Raw genomic sequence first — 20,557 nt, 5'->3', positions numbered from 1 at the left:
TCGGTGCTCACGCATTTTAATGGAAGTTGCGTCCGCGCGGCATCACCTCGGCGGTTTCCGCTGCGCCGGAATTGCGGCCTGTGGCCACCATCCGTTTTTCCAGCTCCGCTCTCTCCTGCGCCTGCGCAAGCTTTCTCTGCCGCTGATCGACACCTGGATTCAGCACTTCGTCTGCCCGCTCACAGACGCCGAAACGCCGAGCCTCGCGTTGCAGAATGCCGAGCGCCGGCGTCATGTCCTCGATATGCTCGACGACGGTATGGATCACGCCGCTCTGGCTTTGCAGCCTACCGCGGATTTTCACCAGCCGGGCGCCCATCACGACCGAGCGGTATGTGTCGAAGATTTTCGGCCAGACGATCGCATTGGCGACGCCGGTCTCATCCTCGAGCGTCATGAAGATCACGCCTTTGGCCGATCCCGGCCGCTGGCGCACCAGCACGAGGCCGGCGATAGTCACCCTTCTGCCGTTGGGGACCTTCAACAGATCGACATTGCGCGTCACATCCGCATGCCGCAATTCCTCGCGCAGGAAGGAGACCGGGTGCGCCTTCAGTGACAGCGAGAGATAACGATAGTCCTCGATGACCTGCTCTCCCGGCAGCATTTCCGGCAGCTTCGTTGCCGGTTCGGCCTGGAGATCGACATGACGGGCCTGTTCGAAAAGCGGCAGCTCCTCGGCCGCGCTCTTCACATCCAACGCCCGCACCGCCCAGAGCGCGTCGCGTCGTGATAGCCTCAGGGATTGGAACGCATCCGCATCCGCCAGTCGCTCGATGACGGATTTCGGCAGGCCGGACCGCAGCCAGAGATCCCGAACGGAACTGTAGCCTTTGCCTCGATTTTTGACGAGCAGCTCCATCTCTTTATCCGAGACACCCTTGATCTGCCGGAAGCCGAGCCGCACCGCGTGCCGGGCCCTGATGATCCCGCGCATCTCACGGTGGCGGAAATCGACGGCACTCGGATCGAAAGCGGCCTCTTCCAGACCGCAATCCCAGTCGGATTCGTTGATGTCGACCGGCAGGATTTTAACCCCGTGCTCGCGTGCATCCCGCACCAGCTGCGCCGGCGCATAAAACCCCATTGGCTGGGAATTCAGCATCGCCGCGCAGAAGACGTCGGGATAATAGGCCTTGAGCCATGAGGAGGCATAGACGAGCAGCGCAAAGGAGGCGGCATGGCTTTCCGGAAAACCATATTCACCAAAGCCTTTGATCTGGTTGAAACACTGCTGGGCGAATTCCTGAGCATAGCCCTTTGAGGTCATTCCCTCGATGAACCGCGTCTTGAAATTGCCGATCGTGCCGGTTCTCTTGAATGTCGCCATCGCTCTGCGAAGCTTGTCGGCCTCTGCCGGTTTGAAGCCTGCAGCAGTAATCGCGATCTGCATCGCCTGTTCCTGAAACAGCGGCACGCCGAGAGTTCTTTCGAGAACCGCTTCCAGCTCCTTGCTTGGATATTCGATCGGGATATTCTTGGCCCGCTGCTCTCGGCGCTTCAGATAGGGATGCACCATATCGCCCTGGATCGGTCCAGGCCGGACAATGGCCACCTCGATGACGAGGTCGTAGAACAGCTTCGGCTTGAGGCGCGGCAGCATGCTCATCTGCGCCCGGCTCTCGATCTGGAAGACGCCAAGCGTATCGGCCCGGCCCATCATCTCGTAAACCGGCCTGCCTTCGTCCCCATGTTCCCTGTTGCCGAGATCTGCCAGCGTCTTCTTCACACCGTAATGCCGTTCGAGCAGCGAAAAACCCTTCCGCAGGCAGGTCAGCATGCCGAGCGCCAGCACATCCACCTTGAGGATCTTGACGTTGTCGAGATCGTCCTTGTCCCATTCGATCATGTACCGATCCGGCATCGCCGTCTTCATGATCGGCACGACCTCGTCGAGCCGATCCCGCGTGATGACGAAACCGCCGACATGCTGGGTGAGATGGCGGGGGAAGCCGAGAAGCTCGGAGGCATATTTCAGCACGTTCCTGGTGACCGGATCCTTGATGTCGAGACCGGCCGCCTTTGCATCCCGCTCGGAAAGATTGTCCTCCGACCAGCCCCAGACGAGGCTGCTGATCGCCGACTGGACATCCTCCGACAAGCCGAAGGCCTTGGCGACTTCGCGGCCGGCCGAGCGGGTCCGGTAGGTGGTCACCCCAGCCGTCAGCCCGGCATGTTCTCTCTTGTAGGTTCTGTAGATGAACTGGATGACCTCTTCGCGCCGATCGTGCTCGAAATCGACATCGATATCCGGCGGTTCGTCACGATCCATCGAAATGAAACGGTCGAAGAGCAGCGTGCTCTTTTGAGGATCGACTTCCGTAATTTCGAGGCAATAGCAGATGACCGAATTTGCCGCCGATCCGCGCCCTTGGCACAGGACCTTGAGGTCATAACGGGCGTGATGGATGATCCTGTGAACCGTCAGGAAATAGGAGGCATAGTTCTTATCGCCGATGAGTTTTAGCTCATAATCGATCTGCTTCGCCACCTTGGCCGGGATACCCTCGGGATAGCGCCTTGCGGCTCCCGCCCGCGTCAGCCTCTCGAGCGTCTCCTGCGGCGTTTCGCCGGGATCGTTTTCAGGCGGATAATTATGCTCCAACTCCTTCAGCGAAAAGGTCAGTTTGCCGAAGAAGACCTGGGTATTTTCGATCGCACCAGGATAGTCCCGGAAGATCCGGACCATTTCACGTGAATCCTTGAGGTAGCGCTCGGCATTCGGCGCCAGCAGGTATCCGGCTTGCGCGATCTGCACATGCTCCCGGATCGCAATCACCACATCCGAAAGCGGCCGGCGTTCGGGATGGTGGTAAAGCGGCTGATTGGTCGCAATCAGCGGCACGCGATTGCGCGCCGCAAGCATGGCAAGCACCGCAAAGACCTGCCTGTCGCGGCCGTCATAGGCTGGCGCCAGCGCCATAAAGAAATCCTTGCGGAACCGTCTGCGAAACCGTTCCAGATAATCTTCCAGCGCCGACTGGCCCTCCTGATGATCGATAAGGGTGCGATCGGGAACCAGTGCGAGCATCATCTCGTCCCCCCATTCCATCAGCTCCGCTTCCGTCAGGATGCAGTTCCCCTTGACCGCTTCTTCCTTCAGATTGCCGGCGCTGAGAAGACGGCAGAGATTTGCCCAGCCCCGCCGATTGCGTGGGTAGGCGAGGATATCCGGCGTGTCATCTGAAAAGACCAGGCGGGCGCCCGGCTGAATCCGGATGGGCTCGAGAATCTCTTCCCGTTTCCCTTCCTTCTCCGCCTTGGCCAAGATCGCCTCTCTGTTCCTGTATCTCTCTTCGAGCTGCAGCGCCTGCGCATGCGCCCTGACCACGCCGGCAACCGAATTCCGATCCGCAATGCCGAGACCGCCGAGCCTGAGATGAGCGGCCTGCACGACCATCTCTTCCGGACCGGAGGCGCCTTCGAGAAACGAAAAATTCGTTCTCACGCCGATCTCGAAAAATGCGGACCCGCTCTTCATGCAAACACACCGTGCATGAACCAGCGAGGATCGAGTTCGCGGCCATAAAAACCGCGACGATAGATCCAGAAGCGATGTCCGGTCTCGTCCTCGATGCGAAAATAGTCGCGCGCCTCGGCGTCATCCCCATCGATCCACCATTCCATGGCGATCCGTTCCGGCCCTTCGCTTCTTGCCACCTGATGCTGCAAGCGCCGCCAGCGGAAAATCTGCGGCGGACCATCGGGCACTTCGGCAAGCATGATCTCGACCGGCTCCGGCGTGGCGAAGAGCCGCAGCGGGCGCTCTTGGCGGAAAGGAAGCTGGATATCCTGCGCCGCCATCCGCTTGGGAAGACGATCCATCACGGGAACGGTGATGACGGCGCGTTCCGGCACATGGCTCTCGCGGAGCTGGAAGCTTTGCAGGCAATCCGCACCCAGCCGGGCCGAGACCCGGTCGACGAAAACAGAAAGCGAGATCTCTCCCTGACGGTCGCCCTCGAAATCACCCTGCGCCTCATTGAAGGGATCATGCCGCAACACATTCAACCGCAGGATTTCGAAACCATAGCCGGCATCGAGATCGTCATAAACCGCCTGCAATCGCTCGGAAAAAAGCCCGGCAATGAATTTTGGTTCGCGAAGCGGCTGCGAAGCGCCGACGGCGATACGAAAAACCCTGCCGTCGACGCGGAACAGCATCAGTTCGAACACCCGCCCGCCAATCCCCCGCGTCTCCAGCGACGGCTGCAGCGATATGGCGACCTGCCGGGTGACGGCAAGGATCTGTTCTTCCGTGCCGATCGGCTCGATCAGGCGGCTTTCGGCCGAGAGGCTGGCGACCGGACGCCGCGGCGAGACCGGCTCCTCCTCGCGTCCCAGCGCCTGGTCGAGACGCAGAAGCAGTCCTGCGCCGAACCGGCGGGTCAGCGGCGCGCGCGGTGCATCGATGACGTCGCCGACATATTTCAGGCCAAGCTTCCTCAGCGCATCGACGGTTTGTCCTTCCAGCCGCAAGGCTGCAACCGGCAAGGACATCAGCACCTGCTCCGCCTCCTCGTCTTCGATCACGCTGCCTTGCCCGAAGCGCGACGCGGCCCAGGAAAGGCCTGGTGAGGATGAGATGGCGCCACGCGCATCGATCCCCATATGAAAAAGCCGCGACAGCACATCCTTGAGAAGCGCCTTTTCCCCGCCGAAGAGATGGGCGCAGCCGCTAATGTCGAGAAACAGACCGTCCTTGCCGTCGAACGCCACCAGCGGCGTATAACGGTCGCACCAGTCGGCAATGGCCTCCAGCAACCGGCGGTCGGCTGCCGGATCGTCTTCGGCGACCTCGAGCGTTGGGTACATGGCGCGCGCTTCGGCAACGCCCTGATCCTTTTTCAGCCCCAGCCGCTCTGCCAACTCGTCCAGCGCCGTCAGCCGCATGGCATTGTTGAGCTTGCCGGAACAGACGATAGGCGGTGCCTCAGGACGCCCTGTCGAACGCCAGGAGAGCCCCCATCGCCTGCGGGCGATGCGGTCCGTTGGCAGATGCGGAAAGCTGAGCGCCAGAATACGCTGACGGCTCGCCTGGAGGACGAACGTGGTTTGGCTCGGCGAGAGGGAGAAATTCGCGTTCATGGGGGTTCCACTCCAGAAAAAAGCAGAGCGGGGCCGGATTACGGCCCTTCTCCAGCGTGAGACGGAAAATCGGATTGCCGATGCTGCCGGAAAGCTTCGATTCCCCCGGCAACGGCCGCAGAGCGGATGGACCCGGTTCGACATGCAGACGGAAGGCCGCACTGCTTGCCTCCTCCGCCCCGGCCTGGCGGACAAGAAAGAGCGGACGGCGGGCAGCACGCGCCCGAAGACTGAGCCTGCGGCTTTCGGTCAGGCCGAAATGGGCGGGATTGCCGCGCACTTCGAAGATGACGGCCGAGAAGGCAGCGCTTTCCAACGCGGTTTCCACCAGCCAGAGCGCCTCGTCCAGCTTGCGCGGCGCCGCATGGAGAAACCGCTCCGGGCTCAGCCCGAAATCCCGCAGCCCGGGAGCATAGGGACGACCGGCCTCCAGCGTGCCGACGGCATCGCCGATCCAGAGCAGCGGCAGAAGCCTGCCGGCATCTGCTTCCTGCTTCTGCAGTCGCGCGGCGACAGCCATCGCCAGCCCGCTTGCCGCACCGGCATCACGCGACAGAGCGGAGCGGAATTCGGTGATCGCATCGAGGGGCAGGCCGCCTTCCAGCGCCTCGTCAAGACACTCCACCCCAAACGCCAGCGGCGGCAGACTGCATCTCCGAGCTGTCTTTCCCCCCTCTGCCAAGGCTTCCCGCTCCGCTGCCGCAAGCGCCGGCGCGGGCTTCCCCTCCAGTTTGGCGATGGTTTCGCGGAGCGCAAAAAGCCGCTCGCGCGCCAGGGCGTGCTGCGCCATGGCGTTCTCCAATCCGTCTTGTTCCTGTTATGTTCTTATAGATTCCAGAGAGCTAATGAAGAGTCAACGGCCATTTTCTATGAATTTATTCCTGCCTTTGATTCCGCACTCGAAAATCGGCGATAAAGGTTCTATATGGGCCCGCAAAGGAAGGAATATTCATGGCCCGCATAGACCAGAGCGATGATTGGCGGGACCGCCATGCGCCGACGATCAGCACCTTCGAGTCGCTGGCCATGGAGGCCTATAGCCATCTGCCGGATGAATTTCGCCAGCTGACGACCAACCTTACGATCGAGATCGAAGATTTCCCCGATGACGATGTTTTCGAGGACATGGCGCTGGAAACCCCTTTCGATCTTCTCGGTCTTTTCGAGGGCAGGGGTATTTCCGAACGTTTCACGCTGGAAACCGGCGAGATGCCGAACCGCATCCGCCTCTACCGGCGCCCCATTCTCGATTACTGGGCCGAGAACGACGAGACGCTCGGCGATATCATCACCCACGTCCTGATCCACGAGATCGGCCACCATTTCGGGCTGAGCGACGACGATATGGAGCGGATCGAGGCAAGCGCCGAGGAAGCCGCCGAGCGCTAGCGCATCGGCCCGAAAATCGGAATCGATTTTCGGATAGCACGATGCGTAGATTCAAACTGTTACAGCGTCCTTTGCGCGTCTGAAGACGCGCGGCGCTGTAATACATGTCGCCCGGAAAGTGTGCAGCAGTTCCGGGATAACGACGTGCACAAACAAAGAGCTGAAGCCGTGCTTCCGGCAGGACGCGTTATTGCTCGGAGAGCTTTATCTCGGGATGATAATCCTTGCCTTCGACCGTCTTGACGACGGCCTGGCCGCACTGCATCGCGCCGGTTGCGGCATTGAAGGCATAGGTCGGCGAGCCCTCCAGCGACCAGCCCTTGTTGAGGGCGGCGGTGACCTTGTGGCAGAAGGAAGCGTCGTCGGGACCGGTCAGGAAGCGGTAGAGTTTCATCAGGCGGGCTTTCTTGCAGAAATCAGGCGAGCTTTATGAACCAGAGCCTCGGCTTGGACAAGATGCAGCCGTTCGATCATCCGCCCGCCTGAATTGATGACATTCAGCCCCTGGGAAGCCGGATCGGCAAAGGCGGCGATGATCGCCTCCGCTTCCGCAATCGCTGCCGGATCCGGGCCGAAATGCCGATTGGCGGCCTCGATCTGGGTCGGATGGATCAGCATCTTGCCGGCAAAGCCCATGGCCCGGCCCTGCAGGCATTCGGCATCGAAACCCTGCTCGTCCCTGAAATCGTTGAAGACGCTGTCGATCGCATCGAGCCCGTAGGCGCTGACCGCCAGGACGACCTGCATCAGCCACGGCACGAGATAGGTTCGTCCCGGCTGCGGCAGGACGCCTGTTTCCTTGCGCAGATCATTGAGCCCGACGACGAGGCAATCGAGCCGCGACCCCGGCGTGCGGCCGGATTCGGCGATCGCTCCGGCATTCAGCACGCCGCGCGGCGTCTCGATCATCGCCCAGATGCGCAGTTCCTCCGGCGCATCTGAATCGGCGAGCAGATCGCCCATATCGGTGATATCCCGAGGTCCGTCGACCTTGGGAAGCAGAACGGCGTCGGGCAAAAGCGCCTTGACCAGATCCAGGTCCGCCGGCCCGAATTCGGATGACAAAGAATTGATGCGGATGATCCTCTCCTTGCCCTCAAGCGGCGGGCCGGCAAAAAAGGCGCGCAGATTTTCCCGCGCTTGCCCCTTCTTCTCGGGCGAGACGGAATCCTCCAGATCGAAAATAACCGTATCGCAATCAAGCGAATGGCTTTTTTCGAGCGCCCGGAGATTAATGGAGGGCACGCTCAGCACCGAGCGGCGCAGATTTAACGAACGGCGAGGGATGGTTTGGCTCATCGATCATTAGTGCCAAGCTTCGCAAAGCCCGGCAAGACAACAAAAAGCCATGCTTGCCTTGCAGAGAGGAAAAAGAAGGACCACATTCCTTTCCGAAGAAAGGTCTAAAACCCATGCAGAACATTCGCTCCATCTTCTTCATGCTTGCCGGCGCCACCGTTTTCGTGGCCATGCTGCTTTTCACCTTCTCGGTGACGCTTGCCGTCGGCGGTATCCTGACCGTGCTGATGGTCGGACGTGCGCTATCGATGAAGATGAAGCCCGCTCCGGTGCGCGCCAAGGCAAACAATGGCCAACGCGAAATGCGCATCTGGAACGACGGCCGCGGCACGATCATCGATCTCTGAATGGCTCACGCTTAAAAAACCTGACTGACACTGTCGCATCATGCTTCCATCATACGTCTTAGAAGCAGCCGAGCATTCTGCCGGCGCTTCAAAACGAATGGAGGAAGAGCATGGATGCGACGGAAAACAATCCGGTCAAGATGCCGCCGGTCAAGAATGGCCTGCTGCCCTATCTGACGGTCGGCGGCGCTGTGAAAGCCGCGGAATTCTACAAAAAAGCTTTCGGCGCCGAAGAAGCCTATATCGTACCGGTCGACGAGAGCGGCCGGACGATGCATGTGCATCTCTACATCAACGGCAGCTCCCTCATGCTGTCGGATGCCTATCCCGAATACGGCCATCCCTTCAAAGGCCATGAAGGCTTCGCAATCCAGCTGGTTATCGACGATATCGATTTCTGGTGGGATCGCGCCGTCGCTGCCGGCGCCGAAGTCGTCATGTCGGTCGAACTGATGTTCTGGGGCGACCGTTACGGCCAGCTTCGCGACCCGTTCGGTGTCCTCTGGGGCCTGAACGCACCGACCAAGTGACGGCACATATGCAGAGGGCAGGCCGCGCGAAACGTCGCGTGGCTGCCTTTTCCAAAGATTCTCCTTCATTTCGGCGGAAAACTGGACTAGATGCAAATTCAGGAAAGTAGATTGCTGAAATGGAGCATGGGTCATGGATAAATTCGTGAAGCTCACGGGCGTTGCTGCGCCGCTGCCGGTCGTCAACATCGATACCGACATGATCATTCCGAAGGATTATCTGAAGACCATCAAGCGCACTGGCCTCGGCACCGGACTTTTCGCCGAAGCCCGTTATAATGAAGACGGCTCCGAAAATCCGGATTTCGTGCTGAACAAGCCGGCCTATCGCGACGCCAAGATCCTGGTCGCCGGCGACAATTTCGGCTGCGGTTCCTCGCGCGAACACGCTCCCTGGGCATTGCTCGATTTCGGCATCCGCTGCGTGATCTCCACCAGCTTCGCCGATATTTTCTACAACAACTGTTTCAAGAACGGCATCCTGCCGATCAAGGTCAGCCAGGAAAATCTCGACAAGCTGATGGACGACGCCTCGCGCGGCTCCAACGCCATCCTGACCGTCGACCTTGAGAATCTCGAGATCACCGGTCCCGATGGCGGCTCGATCAAGTTCGATCTCGACGAGTTCAAGCGCCACTGCCTGCTGAACGGCCTCGACGACATCGGCCTGACGCTGGAAAAGGGCAAGGCGATCGACAGCTTCGAAAAGAAGAACGCCGCTTCGCACCCCTGGGCTGCTTAAGCCCTCCAACTGGTGATCGATCAAGCCGGGCCTTCGCCCGGCTTTTTCTTTGATATCAGGTCAGAGAAACTTCTCTTTCCAGAGCCGCAGCTTTTCGAGCGATACGCCGATGCCGCCGCAGACTTCGATCAGCGGATTGTCAAAGCGGGCAAACAGCTCGGCATGCACATCGGCAACGGCAAGTGCTGCACCGCAGGCCGGCTCGACCAGAATGCGCTGCGCATCGGCAAATTTCAGACAGGCGGCAACCGCATCGGCGTCGCTGACGAGAACACTTTCGATCGGATGCTGTTTCGGCAAGTCGAAGACATGCTGCGCCACCTGCCGCGCGCCGAGCGACGTGGCAATCGAGGTGATGGCGGGCAGGGTGATACGTTCATTCGCCTTGAGGCTGGCGTTCAGCGAGGCCGCCCCTTCGGTTTCGACGGCAATGACAGGCACATCGGCAAGCCCATTGCGCTTCAACCCCTCGACAATACCGGCAAGCAGCCCGCCGCCGCCGACGCTGGTGACGACGCAATCGAATTTTGCACCCTTCGCCACCACCTCGTCGATCAGCGTCGCATGACCATCCCACAGAAGCGGATGGTCGAAGGGATGCACATAACTCGCCTTGCGGCTCTCCGCGAGTTCGACGGCATGGGCATTGGCTTCGTCGAAAACCGACCCGTGGACGAGGACATTGGCGCCCGTTGCGGCGATCGTCTGCCGGACATCGGCCGCCGTCGTTTCCGGCACGACGATGGTGACCGGCACGCCGAGCGCCCGGCCGGCATAGGCCGCGGCAATACCGGCATTGCCGCCGGACGCACAGAAGATCTCGCGCGCGCCATTTTCCACTGCGTGCTGGCAAAGCCGGCCGACGCCGCGCAGCTTGAAGCTGCCGGAAGGCTGCAGCGCATCGAGCTTCAGCCAGAGCCGCTTGCCGCTGGCGCTGTAGTCAGGCGCTGTCTGAACCAAGGGCGTATCGAGATGGAGCGGTGCTAAAGGCATGGGAAACATCCGGGGACATGGAAGGTAAGATGCCGTTCTAGCCTGTTTGCAAGCGCAGGAGCAATCATCACGACCGAAACCGAAGCGTACCGATTCACTGCTTCTCTCGCTTGAAATGCCCATTTCCGGGGTCTAAGAAACCGCAACTTGTTTTTCCAGGAGGGTTTCATGACTGTGCGCAATCTTTTCCTGCTGCCGGGTGACGGCATCGGTCCCGAGGCGATGGGCGAGGTCCGCAAGATCATCGCCTATATGAACGAGGCGATGGGTGCCGGTTTCGTCATCGACGAAGGCCTTGTCGGCGGCTCCGCCTATGATGCGCATGGCGCGGCGATCTCCGAAGCCGATATGGTAAAGGCGCTTGCCGCCGATGCCGTTCTCTTCGGCGCCGTCGGCGGTCCGAAATGGGATAGCGTTCCTTACGAAGTGCGCCCGGAAGCCGGCCTGTTGCGGCTGCGCAAGGACCTTCAGCTGTTTGCCAACCTGCGTCCCGCCATCTGCTATCCGGCCCTTGCCTCGGCCTCATCTCTGAAGCCGGAACTGGTCGAAGGTCTCGACATCCTGATCATCCGCGAACTGACCGGCGGCGTCTATTTCGGCGAGCCGAAGGAGATCATCGATCTCGGCAACGGCCAGAAGCGCGGTATCGACACCCAAGTCTACGACACCTACGAGATCGAGCGCATTGCCGGCGTCGCCTTCGAAATGGCCCGCACCCGGCAGAACCGCGTCTGCTCTATGGAAAAGCGCAACGTCATGAAGTCGGGCGTGCTCTGGAACCAGGTGGTGACCGAGACGCACAAGGCGAAATATTCCGACGTCCAGCTCGAACATATGCTGGCCGATGCCGGCGGCATGCAGCTGGTGCGTCAGCCCAAGCAGTTCGACGTCATTGTCACCGACAATCTCTTCGGCGACATGCTCTCCGATGTCGCCGCCATGCTGACAGGCTCGCTCGGCATGCTGCCGTCGGCCTCGCTCGGCGCGCCTGACGGCAAGACCGGCAAGCGCAAGGCGCTCTACGAGCCGGTCCACGGCTCGGCCCCCGACATCGCCGGCAAGGGCATCGCCAACCCGATCGCCATGATCGCCTCCTTCGCCATGTGCCTGCGTTACTCCTTCAATCTGGTGAAGGAAGCCGACGACCTGGAAAAGGCGATCGCCAACGTGCTCGACAAGGGCATCCGCACCGGCGACATCATGGCCGATGGCGCAAGGCAGGTCGGCACCGTCGAGATGGGCGATGCGATCCTTGCCGAGTTCAAGACGCTGTCAGCCTGATATATTTCACGTGAAACATGGGCCCTCCGCATGACATGCGGAGGGCTGTTTATGCGGGGAGCGCGAGCCGCAACCCGCTCGGTCGATTTCTCCGAAACGGACTATTCTCGGCCGCAATCTCGTGTATTTTTGCGCCGGATTTCAGCGAGCGCCTATCCCGGTAATAAGCGCGCCCTCGACGCGTCTTTCGGGCGCGCGGCGCTCAAGGGCGAATTCGAACGGACGATGGCAATGCGGGCATTTTGGGCTTCCCTGGACAGGCGCTGGCGCCGGAGCGGCGTCGGCATGCCGCCATTGCGTTGGAAGGCCTGCCTCTTCATCACGCTCAATGCCGTGATCCTCTCCATGCTGCTCTTCGATGCACCGATCGGCGCCAGCGAAGTTCCCGCACCGGTGAAGCACCTCGGCGAGATGATGACCGGTTTCGGCGATTCCGCCTGGCTGATCTTTACCAGCATCCTGCTGTTCTTTCAGGGCAGGGCGGGCTACAAGCTGGTGAAGACGGCGCGCTCCAAGGCGCAGGCGCTCTATGTCAGCTGGATCGGCGCCTATCTCTTTGCCACCGTCGTCTTCTCCGGGCTTCTCGCCAATCTGCTGAAACGGGCGATCGGCAGGGCCCGTCCCGACCATTTTTACGACTACGGCATGTTTTCCTTCACGCCCTTTTCAGGCCATGCCGCTTTCGAAAGTTTCCCCTCCGGCCATTCCACCACGGTCGGGGCCTTCTTCGCCGCCTTTGCCCTGTTGTTTCCGCGCTACCGCGTTCTCTTCATCGCCGGCGCCATCTGGCTCGGCATGACGCGCGTCATGGTCGGCGCCCACTATCCGAGCGACGTCATTGCCGGCCTTGCCTTCGGCGGCTGGTTTTCGCTGCTGACGGCGATCGTCTTTGCCCGCTGCGGCTTGCTCTTCAAACTGGGGCCGGATGGCTGGCCGATTGCGAAACACTTCTTCCCCGACATGAAAAAGCCCGGCGCCTTGTAAGCGCCGGGCCATTTACCTCAAGCGCTGAAGCGCCGCTCAGTCCATAGCGTGGATATCTCTGTTCTTCGTTTCCGGCAGGAAGATCAGGCCGATCACCAGGGTGATCGACGCAAAGACGATCGGGTACCAGAGACCGTAATAGATATCGCCCGCGGCAGCGCTCATCGCGAAGGCCGTCGCCGGCAGCAGGCCGCCGAACCAGCCGTTGCCGATGTGATAGGGCAGCGACATGCCGGTATAGCGAATGCGGGTCGGGAAAAGCTCGACCAGCAGAGCGGCGATCGGGCCATAGACCATCGTTACATAGAGGACGAGCACGAACAGGATCGCAATCGTGCCGATCCAGTTGACGCGGGCGGGATCGGCGGTCATGGCGAAAGCGCCGCCATTGGCGACGTTATAGACCGCCATGTCGGTGACGCCATTGGCCTCATCCGCCGTCAGCAGCTTGGTCTCGACCAGCTTGGCCGCCGGCATGGTTTCCTTCTCGCCGGCACGCACGGTATCGGCATTCAGCGACAGTTCCGGATTGGCTGCGATGAAAGCATCGAGCTTGGCATCCGGCACCTTGGCGGCGCCGCGCTTCAGCGGATAGCCGGCATCGTGGAGCGCGATATTGACGCCCTTTTCGAAAGCCGCGGTCATGCCCTTGGCCTTGTCGCCGGCGGCAACGACGTCGAAGCTCGGGATCGTCTCGTTGCCGACCTTTACCGTTGCCGGCTGACCGGCGGGACCGGACACGACATCATAAGGCACCGAGTTCTTTGTCAGGAACGCCGTCGCCACGTCGCAGGAGCTGGTGAACTTCGACGTGCCGGTCGGATTGAACTGGAATTTGCAATCCGCCGGATCGGCCGTAACCGTTGCCCGGATCGAGGCCTGTGCTTCGGCAAGCGCCGGGTTGGCCGTCCAGGTCATCGCCTTGAACAGCGGATTATACGTTACCGCCGCGATGAGAAGGCCTGCCATGATGATCGGCTTGCGACCGATCTTATCGGAGAGACCGCCGAAGATGACGAAGAACGGCGTGGCGAGGAAGAGCGCGATGGCGACCATGATGTTGGCCGACTGCAGGTCTACCTTCAGCACGTTCTGCAGGAAGAACAATGCATAGAACTGGCCGCCGTACCAGACGACCGCCTGGCCCATGGTGGCGCCGAGAAGCGCGATGATCGCAATCTTGGCGTTTCTCCATGTCCCGAAGGCTTCGGTCAGCGGCGCCTTGGAGCCCTTGCCTTCCGCCTTCATGCGCTGGAACGCGGGTGATTCGTTCATCTTCAGGCGGATCCAGACGGAAATGCCGAGCAGGACGACCGAGACCAGGAACGGAATGCGCCAGCCCCAGGCAGCAAATTGAGCCGCACCCATCAGATATTGAACCAGAACGATGACGATCAGCGACAGGAACAGGCCGAGCGTCGCCGTCGTCTGGATCCATGAGGTGAAGTAGCCGCGGCGCCCGTTCGGCGCGTGTTCGGCGACATAGGTTGCCGCACCGCCATATTCACCGCCCAGCGCCAGACCCTGGAGCAGGCGCAGTGCGATCAGGATGATCGGGGCTGCGATGCCGATGGTGGCGGCACCCGGCAGGATGCCGACGAGGAAGGTCGACAGACCCATGATCATGATCGTCACCAGGAAGGTGTACTTCCGGCCGACCAGATCGCCGAGACGGCCGAATACCAGCGCGCCGAACGGGCGCACCAGGAAGCCGGCGGCAAAGGCAAGCAGCGTGAAGATGTTGCGCGTCGCCTCGGGATATTGGGTGAAATAGGTCGCGCCGATATAGGTGGCGAGCGAACCGTAGAGATAGAAATCATACCATTCGAAAACGGTGCCGAGCGAAGAAGCGAAGATCACCTTCTTCTCTTCGCCGGTCATCGGACCGGCCTTCGCGCCGTCGATGCTTGCGACATTTGCCATTGTCTGTCCTCCACAGAGTGATGAGCACGCGCGCGACCTACTCTCCTCAAAGCAGACCCCTGGCCGCGACACGCCTGACGAGAGTGTGCCAGAAACGGCAGATCAAAAAGAGAGATGCTTTGGGATTATGACTTTAGTCTAATGGCAACGCGCTTGGCAGGCAGCCGAGTCGTCAGCCGGCCTGGTTACGCTCTCAGCGCCTGCGCCGGCGATTGCCGGTAGGCGAGCACCGCCGGCAGCGCGGCCAAAATTGTCGCGAAGACGAGCAGCACCGCCGCAAGCCCGGCGTCTTCACGGGCGAAACCGACCGGCATGGCGATCCCGCTCGTCTGAGAGAACATGCCAGACAAGGTCAGCGCCGCAGCGTAACCGAACGTGAAACCGAGCCCGATGCCGACGGCCACCAGGAAGAAGAATTCCAGCCAGACGATGCCGAAAATCGCGCCGCGCGGGGCGCCGAAAGCCCGCAGCGCGCCGATCTGGCGCCGGCGTTGGCCGATATGGATGACCGTGACCAGCACCAGCGAGGCGGCGACGAGCGCTTGCGCGCCGGCGGCGACCGCAACAAGGATCTGTTTGGCGTCGCCGAGCGTGCCGTAGAGATTGGTCAGCACCTCGCCGGGGAAAACGGCGACGGTATTGCCGCTGCGATACTCCTGCCGCAGCTTATAGGCGTCGGCTATCGTCTTCGGCTTGACGAGGATGGCGGGAAGGCCGGGAGCATCCGCAGCCCACTTCTCGTCGATCACGGCATCCGGGTCGATTTCGCCGTGATGCTCATGTACATCGTGACCGGCGCCTTCATGCTCATGATCGTGTCCAGCCTCGCCTTCATGCTCTTCCGCCCCCAGACCATGGATATGCCAGACGGCCTGGATCGGAACCAGAATGGCCCGGTCCCAGGCCGTGCCGGTCGGCCGCAAGCGGCCGGCGACGTGATAGACGAGTTCGGTGTGGGTCTCGCCGCCTTCTTCCGCCACGCCATGCATCGGCTTGATCTCGGCCCCGAGCGGTAACTTGACCGCAGAGCCGATCACCGCTTCTCCCTCGCGGGCGAAAATCCTGCCCTCGGCAAAGCCGCCAGACAGGTTCTCCGCCAACGTCACCGTCGTGCCGACGATCGGATAGCCGGAGAAGGAATCACCGAAGCCGATCGGCGCCGCCCAGTCGACGCGGGGATCGGCGGCAAGCCTGGCCAGCACATCGCCCGGCATCAGCGGCAAAGGCGAGGGCTGCAGGAAAACGGAGGACAGCACGAGCTGCGTCTCGCTGCCGCCGGCGCCGATGACGAGATCGAACTTGTCGGCAGCGCGTGCGCTGCCGAGACGAAGCGCCCGCTCCTGCAGCACGACGCAAACGCCGAGCGCGGTCGCAAGCGCCACCAGCAGCACGACCACCAGCGACCCCGCCCAGAGGCGGCGAAGATCGGAAAAGATGAAACGGATCATATAGCCTCTCCCGCCGTTGCCGCGGAATCGTTGCTGACCCGGCCGGAACCGAAGGTGATACGCCGGTCGAGGCGGCCGGCAAGGCGCTGATCGTGTGAAACGACGATCAGCGTGCTGCCTTCGGCAAAGGCGAGATCGAGGATGAGATCGCCGACAGCCTCGCCGCTTTCGGCATCGAGGCTTGCCGTCGGTTCGTCGGCAATGATGACGCCGGGCTTGCGCAGCAGCGCCCGGCCGATCGCCACGCGCTGCATCTCGCCGCGCGACATGGTTTCGATCTTCTGGCCGGGGCGGGAAAGACCGACCGTGCTCAAAAGCGCATGCGCCCGCTCAATGACATCAGCCGTGGCGACACCCGCAAGCCGCGCCGGTAAAAGCACGTTCTCCAGCGCCGACAGGCCGGGAAAGAGATGAAATTCCTGCATGACCAGGCCGATATTGGCGGCACGGAACCGGTCGCGCCGGCTTTCGGAAAAACCAGCAATATCCTCGCCGTTCCAACGGATGCGGCCCTGGCGCGTCCGTTCCAGCCCGGCAACGATATTGACGAAAGTGCTCTTGCCGGATCCGGACGCGCCTGTAATGGCAACCCTGCTGCCGGCATCGATCGACAGGCTAGTGATTGCCAGCGCCGACGAGGACAGGCCTGGGAAGGTGACATCTAGGTTTTCGATATTGAGAGCGAGCATATCGGTTCAAACGGCGGAATATTCGGCCCGGCGGATCCGCAGCAGGCTGACGAAGCCGGTGTCCGGGTCCGTCCAGGAGCCATATTCCAGCATGCCGCGCACTTCGATCGTCTGGCGCGGCTGCACGAAGGTCTGTTTCTCCCCGAGATAGACGACGACGATATTATCCGGCCAGTCCGCATCCGAGGAGCAGAAGGGGCAGAGCGACATCGGCATCTCGGTGAGCACAAAGAACTGAGCCTCGGCCTTCAGGGGCGGCGCCATGAAACCTTTCATGCTGATTTCCTGCCCGGCAAGGCGCTTCACCTTGTCGGAAAATTCAAGGCCGAGCACGCCGAACTTGCCATAAAGCTCATCGAAACTGATCACGGAACCTGCTGCAAAACTCGGGCGAGCAACAGCGGCGAAAGCCAGCGTGCCGATGGCGCCGATCAGGCCGCGGCGGCTGAGATGCAGCGAAGGGAGCTTTTCCATGGCGATCTCCAAGAATTAAATCCCGGCCGCTGAACGGCCGGGACCATGATCGACGAAACAGGCAAAGCCGGCAAGCGACTGCCGGATCGGCCTCAGATCAATTCGTCTGCTTGGCGCCGAGAGCGAAGGTGTCGGCGAGCACGCGATAGACGTCGCTCTGTTCCATATAGCCATGGAACTCTTCAGAACCCGGACCGGCCGACTGCAGGACGACGTCGTCGACCGCATGGACGCCGCTGTCGCCGGTCTTCGGAATATTGCCCTGCACGAAGACCGCGCCGGGAACATCCTTGTACTGCTCGTTGGCGACATATTCCTTCTTTTCGTTCTGGACAGCCGGAACGAACGGACCATCGAGCTTCGGACGGAAGGTCTCGTAGTGGTCAGGGCCGTTGTTGGCGCTCAGGAACAGGCGACGGCTGACGTCGATCTTGTCAGGGTAACCGTCGCCGTTTTCGTCCTTGTAGTTCGGGAAGCCGGCTTCCGCATAGGTGCCGACCTTTTCGCGCATTTCGGTGCCGGGCTTGTCGTCATCGACGGTGCCGATGATCGATACACCGTGGGTGTGGTCGCCGGTGACGACGATCAGCGTGTCCGGATGGGCCTTCTGGAATTCGCGGGCAACGCCGATGGCCTGGTCGAATTCGATGGTTTCGAAGACGGCGCGATCCCAATCGAGCGGATGCGACATCTTGTCGATCGAGGAACCCTCGACCATCAGGAAGAAACCGTCCGGATTCTTGGAGAGGCGGTCGAGCGCAACCTTGGTCATGGCGACGAGACCCGGCTGGTTCGGAAACTTGTCGACGGTGCCCTTCTTCAGGAACTCGCGATCGAGCGTGACGTCCATATTGCCGGTGTGGAAGAGACCGAGGAGATTGCCTTCGCCCGATGCATTGGCGGCGAGCTCGTTCTTGTCGGTCGCAAGCTTGTAGCCGGCATCCTGGAACAGCTTAATGTAGTCCTGGTTGTCCTTGCGCTTGGAACCGGCGACCTCTTTGCCGAGGAAATAGGCCGAGCCGCCGCCGAGCAGGACTTCCGGCTTGACGTCGAGCAGCATGCCGACGACATCGGCCTTGTCGTTGCGGTTGCGGGTATGGGAAACGACGGCAGCCGGCGTCGCGTCTTCGACTTCGGCGGTTGCGACGATGCCGATCGACTTCTTCGTCGTGCGGCGAACAGCTTCCGCGAAGGTTTCGACGCGCGGGTCATCGAGCGAGGCCGGGGTGCGGTCCGCGTAGACGCCGAGCGCGTTGACGGCGGTCTTGTGGCCCGTCATGTAGGCCGACATGGTATTGGCCGAGTCCGTGGAGACGGCATTCGTCGAGGAGGTGCCGATGAAAGCCATGCGATCGAGATCGTCCATGTTCAGGCGGCCGTTCGCCTTGCCCTCGGTCATGCCCTTCGACATGATGCGGGCAGCGGTGCGATGCGCGACGGAAAGACCGTCGCCGAGCAGGAAGATGATGTTCTTGGCCTTCGGCTGGGCCGCGGTTTCGTAAACATTCCAGGTGACGGACGTCGTTTCGTCGCCGGCAGCAACCTCGACCTTGTAGGCGCCGGGAGCCGAGATCTTCAGGCCGCGCAGCAGCAGAGCGGAACCGAGAGCCTTATCCTCTTTGCCCTTTTCCAGTTCGACGAACTGCGCCTCGCCGCCGAGGACGGTCTTGTAGTCCTGGCCGTTGACCGTGATCTTCACGTCTGCGGGCTTGACCTGCTTGTTGAGTTCGACCTTGAAATCGAACGGCGAACCGGCAAGAATCGTGGCGCGATCGAGCGGATAGACCGTCGTCGCCTGAGCGGCGCCCGCAAGCATGGTGGTGGCCGCAAAGGCGGCAAGAAGCGTACGCATGGAAAACCCCCGTTTTCGTTGCAGTCATTAAATAACCGAGCCGGGATACCTCCCGGGGATGACAGCGGCATGACAAAACGCCGCAGCGTCGTGGCTGCCGCTTTCGCCTGCAGGCTCCGAGCGCAAAAACCTTGACTCCTGTGGAAAACCTTCTAAGAGCAACAGCGGAAAAGGAATCTCCATGGTTCGCGACGAACACGCCATTGCTGACCGCAATGACCGGGCACGGGTTGCCGGGGTGGATATTGCCGTTCCGGTTTCTGCCAAAACCAAGGCCAAAACGACGACGAAAACCGTCTGACGTCTCTGGCCTGCCGCTCTCTCCCCGGCTCGGCTGGGGACAGGAAGACGCGATCCGTCGCGCCTTTCCCCTCACCGGACAAGAGGAGAGAAGAGAAAGAGAGCTTGAGAAATGGGTTTCAAAGTAGCAATTGCGGGAGCAACCGGAAATGTCGGCCGGGAGATGCTCAACATTCTCTCCGAACGCGGCTTCCCCGCCGATGAGGTCGTGGCGCTCGCCTCCGCGCGTTCGCAGGGCACCGAGGTTTCCTATGGTGACCGGACGCTGAAGGTTTCCAATCTGGAGAATTACGATTTCTCCGACACCGATATCTGCCTGATGTCGGCCGGCGGCGAAATCTCCAAGAAGTTTTCGCCGAAGATCGGTCAGCAGGGCTGCATCGTCATCGACAATTCCTCGGCCTGGCGTTACGACGCCGACGTGCCGCTGATCGTGCCGGAAGTGAACCCGGACGCCATCAGCCAGTTCACCAAGCGCAACATCATCGCCAACCCGAATTGCTCGACCGCCCAGCTGGTGGTTGCGCTGAAGCCGCTGCATGACTTCGCCAAGATCAAGCGTGTCGTCATCTCGACCTACCAATCGGTCTCCGGCGCCGGCAAGGACGGCATGGACGAGCTCTTCAATCAGACGCGCGCCGTCTTCGTCGCCGATCCGATCGAGAACAAGAAGTTCACCAAGCGTATCGCCTTCAACGTCATCCCGCACATCGACGTCTTCATGGAAGACGGCTACACCAAGGAAGAGTGGAAGGTGCTGGCCGAGACTAAGAAGATGCTCGACCCGAAGATCAAGGTGACCTGCACGGCAGTGCGCGTGCCTGTCTTCATCGGCCATTCGGAATCCGTCAACATCGAGTTCGAAAACGAGATCACCGCCGACCAGGCCCGCGATATCCTGCGCGATGCACCAGGCTGCCTCGTCATCGACAAGCGTGAGGACGGCGGCTACATCACGCCTTATGAATCCGCCGGCGAGGACGCGACCTACATCTCGCGCATCCGCGAGGACGCGACGGTCGAAAACGGCCTCAACATCTGGGTGGTCTCCGACAACCTGCGCAAGGGCGCCGCATTGAACGCCATTCAGATCGCCGAGCTGCTGGTCAATCGCGGCCTCGTCAAGCCGCGCAAGCAGGCCGCCTGATACGATTTGTAAACCATAAGATGTTAAAGCCCTGCTCGGTGAGCGGGGCTTTTCCGGGGCAAATCAACTGT

Annotated in this window: 19 protein-coding genes; 8 read left to right on the top strand and 11 right to left on the bottom strand. The window is 61.1% G+C overall.

Going from position 1 to position 20,557, the window contains the following annotated elements:
- Positions 1 to 16 precede the first annotated feature (16 nt).
- Genes FHX03_RS21825 through FHX03_RS34565 form a run of 3 tightly spaced genes read right to left on the bottom strand, consistent with a single transcriptional unit; the run spans position 17 to position 5,878 of the window.
- Entirely contained in the window at positions 17 to 3,481 is a 3,465-nt protein-coding gene (locus FHX03_RS21825) for an error-prone DNA polymerase (protein WP_183855414.1), read from the bottom strand.
- Positions 3,478 to 4,923 (bottom strand): DNA polymerase Y family protein, encoded by a 1,446-nt coding sequence (locus FHX03_RS21820; RefSeq protein ID WP_312865343.1) that lies wholly within the window; start codon positions 4,921 to 4,923, stop codon positions 3,478 to 3,480. Before FHX03_RS21820 ends, FHX03_RS21825 begins: the two co-directional genes overlap by 4 nt.
- Before the next feature lie 10 nt (positions 4,924 to 4,933).
- The gene (locus tag FHX03_RS34565) at positions 4,934 to 5,878 is read right to left on the bottom strand and encodes an ImuA family protein (protein WP_246699282.1); all 945 of its coding nucleotides are present in this window, start codon (positions 5,876 to 5,878) and stop codon (positions 4,934 to 4,936) included.
- 161 nt (positions 5,879 to 6,039) lie between these two features.
- Between FHX03_RS34565 and FHX03_RS21815 the strand changes: the two genes are divergently transcribed.
- Positions 6,040 to 6,477: a metallopeptidase family protein gene (locus FHX03_RS21815; RefSeq protein ID WP_003589582.1), complete on the top strand. Its 438-nt coding sequence runs from the start codon at positions 6,040 to 6,042 to the stop codon at positions 6,475 to 6,477.
- Positions 6,478 to 6,664: 187 nt separating this feature from the next.
- On the opposite strand, the gene FHX03_RS21810 is transcribed toward FHX03_RS21815, so the two are convergent.
- Both FHX03_RS21810 and FHX03_RS21805 read right to left on the bottom strand, forming a co-directional pair.
- A complete protein-coding gene (locus tag FHX03_RS21810; protein ID WP_003589581.1) occupies positions 6,665 to 6,871 on the bottom strand; it encodes a DUF1737 domain-containing protein in 207 nt (68 codons plus the stop codon).
- Entirely contained in the window at positions 6,871 to 7,776 is a 906-nt protein-coding gene (locus FHX03_RS21805) for an HpcH/HpaI aldolase/citrate lyase family protein (RefSeq protein WP_183778499.1), read from the bottom strand. The genes FHX03_RS21810 and FHX03_RS21805 overlap by 1 nt, the downstream gene beginning before the upstream one ends.
- A 113-nt stretch (positions 7,777 to 7,889) precedes the next feature.
- Between FHX03_RS21805 and FHX03_RS21800 the strand changes: the two genes are divergently transcribed.
- The 3 genes from FHX03_RS21800 (at position 7,890) to leuD (ending at position 9,395) form a co-directional block, all read left to right on the top strand.
- Positions 7,890 to 8,123 carry a hypothetical protein gene (locus tag FHX03_RS21800; RefSeq protein WP_003589579.1) on the top strand — a complete coding sequence of 78 codons (234 nt, stop codon included), beginning with the start codon at positions 7,890 to 7,892 and terminating at the stop codon, positions 8,121 to 8,123.
- A 110-nt stretch (positions 8,124 to 8,233) separates the two neighbouring features.
- Positions 8,234 to 8,653, top strand: a complete 420-nt coding sequence (locus FHX03_RS21795) for a VOC family protein (protein ID WP_183855410.1) — start codon at positions 8,234 to 8,236, stop codon at positions 8,651 to 8,653.
- A 133-nt stretch (positions 8,654 to 8,786) separates the two neighbouring features.
- Positions 8,787 to 9,395: a 3-isopropylmalate dehydratase small subunit gene (gene leuD / locus FHX03_RS21790; RefSeq protein ID WP_064841181.1), complete on the top strand. Its 609-nt coding sequence runs from the start codon at positions 8,787 to 8,789 to the stop codon at positions 9,393 to 9,395.
- Positions 9,396 to 9,455: 60 nt separating this feature from the next.
- On the opposite strand, the gene FHX03_RS21785 is transcribed toward leuD, so the two are convergent.
- Positions 9,456 to 10,388 (bottom strand): pyridoxal-phosphate dependent enzyme, encoded by a 933-nt coding sequence (locus tag FHX03_RS21785; RefSeq protein ID WP_097625062.1) that lies wholly within the window; start codon positions 10,386 to 10,388, stop codon positions 9,456 to 9,458.
- A 168-nt stretch (positions 10,389 to 10,556) separates the two neighbouring features.
- Here FHX03_RS21785 and leuB point away from each other — a divergent pair, with 168 nt between their 5' ends.
- Positions 10,557 to 11,669 carry a 3-isopropylmalate dehydrogenase gene (gene leuB, locus FHX03_RS21780; RefSeq protein WP_183855408.1) on the top strand — a complete coding sequence of 371 codons (1,113 nt, stop codon included), beginning with the start codon at positions 10,557 to 10,559 and terminating at the stop codon, positions 11,667 to 11,669.
- Positions 11,670 to 11,900: 231 nt separating this feature from the next.
- Complete coding sequence (gene lpxE, locus FHX03_RS21775) at positions 11,901 to 12,653, top strand: lipid A 1-phosphatase LpxE (protein ID WP_179867095.1); 753 nt, start codon at positions 11,901 to 11,903, stop codon at positions 12,651 to 12,653.
- Between the two features lie 36 nt (positions 12,654 to 12,689).
- Here the strand turns inward: lpxE and FHX03_RS21770 are convergent, their stop codons facing one another.
- The 5 genes from FHX03_RS21770 to FHX03_RS21750 all read right to left on the bottom strand — a co-directional run bounded on the left by FHX03_RS21770 (position 12,690) and on the right by FHX03_RS21750 (position 19,039).
- Positions 12,690 to 14,576, bottom strand: a complete 1,887-nt coding sequence (locus FHX03_RS21770; RefSeq protein WP_097625063.1) for an MFS transporter — start codon at positions 14,574 to 14,576, stop codon at positions 12,690 to 12,692.
- Positions 14,577 to 14,761: 185 nt separating this feature from the next.
- Entirely contained in the window at positions 14,762 to 16,024 is a 1,263-nt protein-coding gene (locus FHX03_RS21765) for an ABC transporter permease (RefSeq protein WP_097625064.1), read from the bottom strand.
- Positions 16,021 to 16,713: an ABC transporter ATP-binding protein gene (locus FHX03_RS21760; protein WP_097625065.1), complete on the bottom strand. Its 693-nt coding sequence runs from the start codon at positions 16,711 to 16,713 to the stop codon at positions 16,021 to 16,023. Before FHX03_RS21760 ends, FHX03_RS21765 begins: the two co-directional genes overlap by 4 nt.
- Positions 16,714 to 16,719: 6 nt before the next feature.
- Positions 16,720 to 17,187, bottom strand: coding sequence for a hypothetical protein (locus FHX03_RS21755; RefSeq protein ID WP_097625066.1), 468 nt, complete (start codon positions 17,185 to 17,187; stop codon positions 16,720 to 16,722).
- A 97-nt stretch (positions 17,188 to 17,284) separates the two neighbouring features.
- Positions 17,285 to 19,039: an alkaline phosphatase gene (locus tag FHX03_RS21750; protein WP_183855406.1), complete on the bottom strand. Its 1,755-nt coding sequence runs from the start codon at positions 19,037 to 19,039 to the stop codon at positions 17,285 to 17,287.
- Between the two features lie 94 nt (positions 19,040 to 19,133).
- Between FHX03_RS21750 and FHX03_RS35010 the strand changes: the two genes are divergently transcribed.
- The gene (locus FHX03_RS35010) at positions 19,134 to 19,340 is read left to right on the top strand and encodes a hypothetical protein (RefSeq protein WP_097625068.1); all 207 of its coding nucleotides are present in this window, start codon (positions 19,134 to 19,136) and stop codon (positions 19,338 to 19,340) included.
- 111 nt (positions 19,341 to 19,451) lie between these two features.
- Entirely contained in the window at positions 19,452 to 20,486 is a 1,035-nt protein-coding gene (locus FHX03_RS21740; RefSeq protein ID WP_003589565.1) for an aspartate-semialdehyde dehydrogenase, read from the top strand.
- The last annotated feature ends 71 nt before the right edge of the window (positions 20,487 to 20,557 follow it).

The organism is Rhizobium sp. BK456 (genome assembly GCF_014194045.1).
GTDB classification, from domain to species: Bacteria; Pseudomonadota; Alphaproteobacteria; order Rhizobiales; family Rhizobiaceae; genus Rhizobium; species Rhizobium redzepovicii.
This window is presented reverse-complemented; position numbering and strand designations above follow the sequence as displayed.

Coding starts and splice junctions, on each gene's coding strand:
- FHX03_RS21825 (WP_183855414.1), bottom strand. CDS start 3,481: ATGAAGAGCGGGTCCGCATTTTTCGAGATCGGCGTGAGAACGAATTTT.
- FHX03_RS34565 (WP_246699282.1), bottom strand. CDS start 5,878: ATGGCGCAGCACGCCCTGGCGCGCGAGCGGCTTTTTGCGCTCCGCGAA.
- FHX03_RS21815 (WP_003589582.1), top strand. CDS start 6,040: ATGGCCCGCATAGACCAGAGCGATGATTGGCGGGACCGCCATGCGCCG.
- FHX03_RS21810 (WP_003589581.1), bottom strand. CDS start 6,871: ATGAAACTCTACCGCTTCCTGACCGGTCCCGACGACGCTTCCTTCTGC.
- FHX03_RS21805 (WP_183778499.1), bottom strand. CDS start 7,776: ATGAGCCAAACCATCCCTCGCCGTTCGTTAAATCTGCGCCGCTCGGTG.
- FHX03_RS21800 (WP_003589579.1), top strand. CDS start 7,890: ATGCAGAACATTCGCTCCATCTTCTTCATGCTTGCCGGCGCCACCGTT.
- FHX03_RS21795 (WP_183855410.1), top strand. CDS start 8,234: ATGGATGCGACGGAAAACAATCCGGTCAAGATGCCGCCGGTCAAGAAT.
- leuD (WP_064841181.1), top strand. CDS start 8,787: ATGGATAAATTCGTGAAGCTCACGGGCGTTGCTGCGCCGCTGCCGGTC.
- FHX03_RS21785 (WP_097625062.1), bottom strand. CDS start 10,388: ATGCCTTTAGCACCGCTCCATCTCGATACGCCCTTGGTTCAGACAGCG.
- leuB (WP_183855408.1), top strand. CDS start 10,557: ATGACTGTGCGCAATCTTTTCCTGCTGCCGGGTGACGGCATCGGTCCC.
- lpxE (WP_179867095.1), top strand. CDS start 11,901: ATGCGGGCATTTTGGGCTTCCCTGGACAGGCGCTGGCGCCGGAGCGGC.
- FHX03_RS21770 (WP_097625063.1), bottom strand. CDS start 14,576: ATGGCAAATGTCGCAAGCATCGACGGCGCGAAGGCCGGTCCGATGACC.
- FHX03_RS21765 (WP_097625064.1), bottom strand. CDS start 16,024: ATGATCCGTTTCATCTTTTCCGATCTTCGCCGCCTCTGGGCGGGGTCG.
- FHX03_RS21760 (WP_097625065.1), bottom strand. CDS start 16,713: ATGCTCGCTCTCAATATCGAAAACCTAGATGTCACCTTCCCAGGCCTG.
- FHX03_RS21755 (WP_097625066.1), bottom strand. CDS start 17,187: ATGGAAAAGCTCCCTTCGCTGCATCTCAGCCGCCGCGGCCTGATCGGC.
- FHX03_RS21750 (WP_183855406.1), bottom strand. CDS start 19,039: ATGCGTACGCTTCTTGCCGCCTTTGCGGCCACCACCATGCTTGCGGGC.
- FHX03_RS21740 (WP_003589565.1), top strand. CDS start 19,452: ATGGGTTTCAAAGTAGCAATTGCGGGAGCAACCGGAAATGTCGGCCGG.